This is a genomic window from Halorubrum cibi (assembly GCF_900182635.1).
Classification (GTDB): Archaea; Halobacteriota; Halobacteria; order Halobacteriales; family Haloferacaceae; genus Halorubrum; species Halorubrum cibi.
In genome coordinates this window covers 1-7,049 of record NZ_FXTD01000020.1, presented here as the reverse complement: position 1 = coordinate 7,049, position 7,049 = coordinate 1, and the positions used below count along the sequence as shown (strand labels likewise).

Annotated in this window: 14 protein-coding genes and 2 pseudogenes; 15 read left to right on the top strand and 1 reads right to left on the bottom strand. The window is 64.2% G+C overall.

Annotated features, from left to right (window positions below; translation table 11 throughout):
• The 5 genes and pseudogenes from FN829_RS15550 to FN829_RS15530 all read left to right on the top strand — a co-directional run.
• Positions 1-87, top strand: a pseudogene (locus tag FN829_RS15550) (IS6 family transposase); the annotation flags it as partial.
• 55 nt (positions 88-142) lie between these two features.
• Positions 143-403 carry a type II toxin-antitoxin system HicB family antitoxin gene (locus tag FN829_RS15545; RefSeq protein ID WP_142987847.1) on the top strand — a complete coding sequence of 87 codons (261 nt, stop codon included), beginning with the start codon at positions 143-145 and terminating at the stop codon, positions 401-403.
• The gene (locus tag FN829_RS15540; RefSeq protein ID WP_142987846.1) at positions 404-655 is read left to right on the top strand and encodes a type II toxin-antitoxin system HicA family toxin; all 252 of its coding nucleotides are present in this window, start codon (positions 404-406) and stop codon (positions 653-655) included. It begins immediately after the preceding gene.
• Between the two features lie 120 nt (positions 656-775).
• Positions 776-1,381: a site-specific integrase gene (locus FN829_RS15535; RefSeq protein WP_142987845.1), complete on the top strand. Its 606-nt coding sequence runs from the start codon at positions 776-778 to the stop codon at positions 1,379-1,381.
• Between the two features lie 128 nt (positions 1,382-1,509).
• Complete coding sequence (locus FN829_RS15530; protein WP_142987844.1) at positions 1,510-1,788, top strand: hypothetical protein; 279 nt, start codon at positions 1,510-1,512, stop codon at positions 1,786-1,788.
• Positions 1,789-1,878: 90 nt separating this feature from the next.
• On the opposite strand, the gene FN829_RS15525 is transcribed toward FN829_RS15530, so the two are convergent.
• A complete protein-coding gene (locus FN829_RS15525) occupies positions 1,879-2,064 on the bottom strand; it encodes an AbrB/MazE/SpoVT family DNA-binding domain-containing protein (RefSeq protein ID WP_142987843.1) in 186 nt (61 codons plus the stop codon).
• Positions 2,065-2,331: 267 nt separating this feature from the next.
• Here FN829_RS15525 and FN829_RS16025 point away from each other — a divergent pair, with 267 nt between their 5' ends.
• From FN829_RS16025 to FN829_RS15480, 10 genes and pseudogenes are all read left to right on the top strand, one after another.
• Positions 2,332-2,496 carry a hypothetical protein gene (locus FN829_RS16025; RefSeq protein ID WP_185955794.1) on the top strand — a complete coding sequence of 55 codons (165 nt, stop codon included), beginning with the start codon at positions 2,332-2,334 and terminating at the stop codon, positions 2,494-2,496.
• A complete protein-coding gene (locus FN829_RS15520) occupies positions 2,493-3,947 on the top strand; it encodes a hypothetical protein (protein WP_142987842.1) in 1,455 nt (484 codons plus the stop codon). The genes FN829_RS16025 and FN829_RS15520 overlap by 4 nt, the downstream gene beginning before the upstream one ends.
• Complete coding sequence (locus FN829_RS15515) at positions 3,947-4,438, top strand: hypothetical protein (protein WP_142987841.1); 492 nt, start codon at positions 3,947-3,949, stop codon at positions 4,436-4,438. The genes FN829_RS15520 and FN829_RS15515 overlap by 1 nt, the downstream gene beginning before the upstream one ends.
• A gap of 45 nt (positions 4,439-4,483) precedes the next feature.
• On the top strand, positions 4,484-4,948 hold the full coding sequence (locus tag FN829_RS15510; RefSeq protein WP_142987840.1) for a hypothetical protein: 465 nt from the start codon (positions 4,484-4,486) through the stop codon (positions 4,946-4,948).
• Entirely contained in the window at positions 4,948-5,448 is a 501-nt protein-coding gene (locus FN829_RS15505; RefSeq protein WP_246066568.1) for a hypothetical protein, read from the top strand. Before FN829_RS15510 ends, FN829_RS15505 begins: the two co-directional genes overlap by 1 nt.
• The gene (locus FN829_RS15500) at positions 5,445-5,723 is read left to right on the top strand and encodes a hypothetical protein (RefSeq protein WP_142987839.1); all 279 of its coding nucleotides are present in this window, start codon (positions 5,445-5,447) and stop codon (positions 5,721-5,723) included. The genes FN829_RS15505 and FN829_RS15500 overlap by 4 nt, the downstream gene beginning before the upstream one ends.
• A gap of 61 nt (positions 5,724-5,784) precedes the next feature.
• Positions 5,785-6,162 carry a hypothetical protein gene (locus tag FN829_RS15495; RefSeq protein ID WP_142987838.1) on the top strand — a complete coding sequence of 126 codons (378 nt, stop codon included), beginning with the start codon at positions 5,785-5,787 and terminating at the stop codon, positions 6,160-6,162.
• Positions 6,162-6,395 carry a hypothetical protein gene (locus FN829_RS15490; RefSeq protein WP_142987837.1) on the top strand — a complete coding sequence of 78 codons (234 nt, stop codon included), beginning with the start codon at positions 6,162-6,164 and terminating at the stop codon, positions 6,393-6,395. Before FN829_RS15495 ends, FN829_RS15490 begins: the two co-directional genes overlap by 1 nt.
• Complete coding sequence (locus FN829_RS15485) at positions 6,392-6,589, top strand: hypothetical protein (protein ID WP_142987836.1); 198 nt, start codon at positions 6,392-6,394, stop codon at positions 6,587-6,589. The genes FN829_RS15490 and FN829_RS15485 overlap by 4 nt, the downstream gene beginning before the upstream one ends.
• Positions 6,586-7,049 (top strand): annotated as a pseudogene (locus FN829_RS15480) (hypothetical protein); the annotation flags it as partial. The gene FN829_RS15485 and the pseudogene FN829_RS15480, both read left to right, overlap by 4 nt.

Genomic DNA, 7,049 nt, shown 5'->3' with positions numbered 1-7,049 from the left:
TTCTCAAACTGTTTCAGCAACGCCGACGCAGAAACTGCTGATGAGTGGCTCAGATCGTTCGCTTTCGCATGGAATCAGCTTATCTGAACACTACGGGCGTATCCGACAGAACGCTTATTCGAGCGGTCCGCGAAGGAAGCGTATGGCGAGTGCGACACGCGACCCGTCCAACGGGGAGGGCGTCGAGTTCATCCACGAAGATGACGGCTCGATTACCGCGAAGGACATCGAGACCGGTGTCGCGTCCTTCGGTGATACGAAGGCGGAAGCCCTCCGGATGCTCGCGGAGGCGATCGAGCTTCACGAGGGGGGCGGCGAACCCGTGACCGACGAGGACCTCGAGGAGTGGGGCCTCGAGGACACGGAACCCGGCGACGAGGAACTTCCTGACTTCATGAAGTGAATGGTCCGGACGAACTTCTCCGGACGTGAGATCGCGTCTGTACTCCACGACTTCGGTTACGAGCGTGTCGGTCGCGTCGGAAGCCACCTGAAGATGCGGTATGAGTCACCGGATACGGATGAGGTTCGAGTCGTGACCGTTCCGATGGCGTCGGAAGACGAGATCCCGACCGGAACGCTCCACTCGATCGCCGACCAGTGCGGAGCCGAAGATTTCCACGCGTGGTGTGAGTGGATCGACGAGCATCGGTGATCTATCAGCTTTGACGACTTCTTACACAAGTCGTCAACGGACCCCCTGAATTCGCCCCGATCACGCCGAGGACCTCGTCGGTTCTGCCGTACTAAGTGCTACCTTCTTTGAGAAGGTGGTATGCGATTAGAGTCCACCGGGAAGCCGGACCAGTACAAGTGCTGGCTCACCGACGACGAGCTCGAGGAGCTCCGCCGCGCTTCGGGGAGCATCCGCGACGACCTGGTGATCCAACTCGGCGGGTTCGTCGGGCTCCGCGCCTTCGAGATCCCACAGGTCGCGCCGAAGCATGTCAAACGCACCCCGGACGGCGATCACTTCCGGCTCCGCGTTCCGGAAGGGAAGGACACGACCGGGAACGGCGGGAAGCCTCGCGACGCCTATCTCCCTCGCGACGTCGAGGGCGACATCCATCGGTACGTCACCTCCGAAGACGTCGGCCGCCACGAGCCGATCGTGGACCTCACCGAGAGCGGCGTCCGGGCCGTGGTCAAACGCACGGCCGAGCGCGCGGCCGACGCGACCGGAGACGACGACTTTCGCCACGTCTCGAGCCACGATCTTCGTCGCCGGTTCGCACAGCGGCTGCTCGTCGATAAGCAGGTGAACCCGCGCGTCGTGATGACGGTCGGCGGGTGGGACTCTTTTCAGGCGATCGAGCCGTATCTCAACGCACCGACTCCCGAAGTCGTGAACGAGGCCTTCGAGGAGGCAGGCTTCGCATAGATTCAAAAATCTGATTCTGGTGAAATCCTCTATCGGCAACGTATCCCGGCGGTTATGTTGAATACTGAGGTTAGATCTCTCAAGCAATCGGCACCGGGATTTTTTGATTGGACTTCTCAAACACCAGTATGGAAGACGATCCAACGATCCCCCTCGGAGATATTCGGCAAAGCGACCCAGGAAGCGACCGACAAGGAGCGTTCAAACGAGGCTGGACCGCGGCAGTAAAAGATCTCGATGACGATGCGGCATCGTCAAAATACACTGAAGGACCACCTCCAGAATCCCTCACTTGGGATAATCTCGGATATCGTCTTGGAAGTATATTCGGCGAAACAGAAGACGATCTGCGACAAGAATTGTTCGATTGGTGTAAACAGAAACAAAAACGAGAACAAGAGCCCTAATCGAGAATGTTCCCTGTTGTATCCGCGCTCTGTATTTAGCAAACGTTTCCTATCAATTCCAAAGGATTTCGACAGATCCAAAAACCTCCATTAATCGGACGGTTTACCAGGTCGGCGGATCTCCGCCGTATCTGAACCCTCCTCCGCAAAGAACGGGATCTGATCTCCCTGTTCGATCTCCCACTCCTCCGCGAGCGGTCGCGGGATCGTCACCGTGACGCTGCCATCTCCTTCCTGAGCGGTCCGACAGTCGGCGAACCGGTCTTGGATTCCCATGGGCTCACTCCTGACTCTCGCGTAATAAAGCGATAGAACCGAACGGAATCTCATAGATCACCCTCGAAACCTCCCAAATTTCTGTGAGTTACGCGAGTTGGCCGCGATGTTCGAGTGTCGGACCGAGCTGCGGGCCGGCTGTCGAAGACATGAACGACGACGAAAGGGGCTCGAGAGAAGAGCCCGACGACGAGCCGAAGCGGTGGACTGATTGGCGGAACTACGGGGACAGCGCATGACTCCCACTCGCGTGCGGAGGACCGGCGAGTGAGCCGTCTCCATGCCGGGATCGTGGTCGGCGAGGCGTTCGCCGACTACCTCGAGAAGTTCCGCACGAACCATCCGATCGACGAGGAACTGGCGGTCGAACACGGCTGTTTTCAGAAATTCATGACACGAACGGAAAGCGGCAGCTACGGAGGAGTCGTATGAACATCAAGAAGGCGGGACTCGCGGCGCTGATCGCGCTGGCGGTACTCTCGTCGATGGTCGCGACGCCCGTCATGGCGGCGGGCGGGATCGGCTGGAGCGAGGACACGAAGACGCCGAATCCCGAGATCGCGACGGAAGTCACGATCGACGAGTGGTCGAACGCGGACTTCGACACGGCCGTCGAGTACTACGACGACGCCGGTGATCCGGCGACGCTCCCCGCGAGCGTCAACGAGTCGAACGACAACCCGGTCACGCTGACCGCGACGGACATCGACTTCGCGGACCGCAACGAGTTCCCGCGGAAGACCGAGGAGGGCTCGGACAACTCGGCGTCCGCGCTCGACTCGAGTGAGTGGACGACGTCGGGAGCGACCGTGAGCGAGTCGTCGACCGCGCCGGGCGTCGACGCGCTCAACTACGCTGGCTCGGCGAGTTCCGACTCGGCGACCTACTCGAACTTCTCGGTGGCGGACGGCGAGAAGTCGTACCTCACGATCGCGGCGGACATCAACTCCGCGTCGGGCACCCCGACGCTCCAGCTGACCGACGGTGACGGCGACTACGTCGAGGTCACGCTCTACGACTCCTCGGCGTCCGCGAGCGACGATACGGTTCTCGCGAACTCCACGGGTGAGGGCATGGTCCTCCAGCAGCAGGTCGGTGACATGACTGTCGCCGGCACCGGGGACGGCTCCTTCGGCTCTACCGAGGAGATCACGATCTCCGGCGACGCTGACGTGGAAGTTTCCGTTCTCGACGCCGAGCGGACGCGCGCTCTCACCTTCGGTGAGCACCTCGAGGACACCGACGACGACGACGAGCTCGAGACCGTGACGATCACCGAGCCACACGGTGCGTACTCGGTGACCGGCATGGACACGTTCGACGAGGTCATGTCGGACGCGACGATCTACGGCGTCACCGTCGACGCGGTCTTCCAGGCGTCCGACATCACCGACGACGAGGACGTCTCCGCCGATTTCGGCCCAACGAGCGACTACCCGCAGTGGGACCAGCTCGGCGAGATCGCCTACCGGCTCGAACTGCCGACGGCCTTCGACCTGAGCTACGCCGGTCCGGAGTTCGTCGACGAGCCGAACCTGCCCTCGGAGCGGTACAAGGCGGTCGAGATCGCCGAGGGAACCGACGACACGGAGTTCTCGGAGATCGACTACACGTCCGTCGCGAGCAGCTACGACGGGTCGACCGAGATCACGCTCGACTCGACCGTGTCGCCGGGGACGACCTACGTCGTGAGCTACGACGTCGTGCTCACCGACGACGAGGTCTCGGCGATCCAGAGCGCGGCCTCGAGCGGCGGGGCGGCGGTCATGTCCTCGGGTGACGGCGGGATCATCAGTTGGTTCCTGTCGTTCCCGGGGATGCTCGTCAGCGCGATCACGGGCTTCGTCGGGTTCCGCCTGTTCAGCGGCGGCGGAGGGTCGTAATGTCGTCCGCAGCCGACGAGCTGCCGTCCGGAGACGATCCGAGCCCGAACACGGTGCTGACGGGCACCATCGGGTACCTCAACGCCGACGGGACGCTCGGAACGCTGCTCCAGGGCGCGATCTTCGGCACGCTCGTCTCGGTCGCGACCGGCGGCGTCGACCTGATCCAGAGTGTCTTCGGACTCGTCGTCGCACCGCTCGACGCGATGGCAGCAGCCATCGGCGAGTTCATCGACGCGACCGTGCTCGAGCCGCTCGGCATCATCTCGACGACCGCCGAAACGTCGGCGACGTCGATCGCCGCACAGTTCGGGCCGTTCGCGCTGCTCACCGGCGTCGGCGTGGTCCTCGGTGCGTTCTGGATGATCACGCAGTTCCTCGAGCAGGAGGAGACAAGCGACACGCTCGCGATCCCTGGCTTCCCCGACATCCCCGCGATCGGGCCGATCGACGTCGGGGTCACCGAGGAAGGAGAGGAGGACGAGAACTGATGTACGGGCCATCGCGACCCAACCCGCATCCGGGGGTGGAGAGCGGTGGCTGACGGCGACGACGTGCTGACGGACGACCAGGAGGAGTCGTTCCTCACCGGCACCGAGTCGATCAGCGAGGATCTCAGCTTCGGGCTGGCGTCCGGGATCAACGCCGGGCGCGTCGGGAGAGCGATCGCCGGCTCGATCGTGTTCACGGCAGCGCTGGGTGTGAACACGATCATCGGCGGGCTAACCGAGGCCTACACCGGACTCGTCGACGGCGTTCGCGGGTTTCTCGCCGGCGGAACGGAGTTCGTCAACGACCCGAACGCGGTCGGCGGTGTCGAGCGAGAGTTCGACGGGCTGATCGACGTCATCTTCGGAAGCGGCATCGCGGCGATCCGCGGCGCGTGGTCGTTCTCGGTCACCGAGCTCGGACCGTTCGCGTATCTCGTCGGGATCGGCGTCGTACTCAGCTCGTTCTGGGTGATGGGACGCGGACTCGACCAGATCCGGGAGGTGTCGTGATGTCCCAAGCGGACCCGAACGCCGGCTCCGGAGACGACTCGGGAGGCGGGATCTCGGGATGGGGCGATCTGTCACTCCCGTCGACGCTTCAGGCGTTCCTCGACTCGCCGCGCCGGTTCGTTCTCGGGGCGATACTGACGACGCTCCTCGAGGGCGCGTTCGGCGTCGTCTCACAGTTCATCGACACCGTGCTGCTGATCTTCGGCGGCTCGAAGCCGGCACGGTTCGACGCGCCGGGCGAGACGCTCGGGATCGCCGACATCCCGGTAGCGATCGCCGCGGATCTCGGTTCGGTCACAGGCTCGCTCGGAGACACACTCATCTCGACCGTGCGGACGATCAACGGCGGGATCTTCGAGGCCGCGGGGGCGGCCGGACCGCTCTCGCCGATCGTCGTGACCGTGATCGTGGTCGGGGAGATCGTCGTTGCGTTGGTCGTCTTCCGACGGATCGTGTACGTGGTCGCCGACCTCCTCCAGCTCGGAGGGCTCACAGAATGACACTGAAAGAACTCGCAGAGGATCCGCTGACCCAGCTCACCGCGGGACTGAGCGGGATCATCGCGCTGCTGAACCCCGAAGTCGTGTGGGCGCTGACGGACGCGCTCATCGCGTCGGGACCGCAGCTGTTCTCGGTGATCTCGCTGTCCGCGCTGACGCTTCCACAGGTCCTCCCGCCGTCGAACGCGGGCGAATGGGCCGTGGTCGCCGCCGGCGTGGTGTTCCTCGCATATCTGGGACAGCAGATCTACAGCAACATCGATCGAGAACTATGACACACAACGACAGCGGACGAACCGAGTGGAATCGTAGACGAGAAGAGGGAGGTGAGCGCCGATGCTGACGGCTGTACTCGCCGTGCTGGCGGTCGGAGCGCTGGTGTACTTCGTCGGCCTCGAGGAAAGTCGTGAGGCGGCCTCGCGTGCCGGCTCGACAGCTGGCTCGGCGGCGTCGACCGCCGGTTCGGCAGCCTCTCGCGGGCTCAAGTCGACGGCTGCGGCCGGCGTGTTCGGCGCGGGGGTCGGCATCCAGTACGGAAACGAGCTGGTGAACGCGATCCTCGCGGATCCGGGGTGGGCGGTCGCGGCTGTCGCCGGGATCGCCGGTGCGCTCGGTACGGGCGGGTTCCTCGGGTCGCTGACGGGCGTCCAGTTCCTGCTGATCGGGGTCGTCGTGTTCGTGATCGGCTACGCCGTCTTCGGAGGTGACGACTGATGGCGGTCTCGGGACTGTGGGCCGACGAGCCGACTCCGGGCCGCATCGCGGTGAGTCTCGGACTCGCACTCATAGGGTTCTACCTCGCAGTCCAGATGATCGCCGCCGATGCGTCGACATTCCTCGAAAATTGGGTGATCGCCGGCGGCTTCCTCGCGTTTGGCCTCGGAACTGCTGACGCGTATATCGAATCGGCCGCACTCGACGAGCTCGAAGAGGAGGGCGCTCGATGACGTTCACGAACGACGAACTCGCGGCGCTCGGCGTCGGCTTCTCGGCTGGTGCTGGCGTGGCGCTGGTCAACGCAGGCGCGGGTCTCGGGATCGGGTTGTTCGGGATCGGAGCGATCCTGATCGCCATCAAGCGGGACCGGGCCGACGAGCCAAACAACGGTTCCGAACTCGAGGCGATGGAGGGCGCTCGATGACGCGGGGTGCCGCGGTCGCCGCGGCAAGCCTCGCGGTCCTGTGTGTGCTGTCCGCGCTCGGGGCGGCGATGCCCGCGATGGCGGCCGGGGCACCCGCACCACAGGTCGAGGACGGAGACGTCGACTTCGACCCGCCCGGACCGTTCGAGATCTCCGAGCTGCGGACCGGAGGGAACCAACCGGCAGCCGCGCCGCCCGCGGTCCGCTACGTGGGCGGTTCACCGCCGACCGGCGCGATGGCGATCCGGTACACGCCGGCCGGGCCGCTCGAGAACGAGCCGGTTCACCTCGAACGCGGGACGACGCTGAACACCGACCAGATCGAGCTGTACTCGACCGTGTTCGGCTCAGAGTCGACCGGCGAATACGAGGCCGTGATCGTCTACTGGCAGCCGGAGAGTCAGACCGTGAACGGCACGACCGTCGAGTACGCGGCCGACCAGGAGGTTCAGCGCGTGAC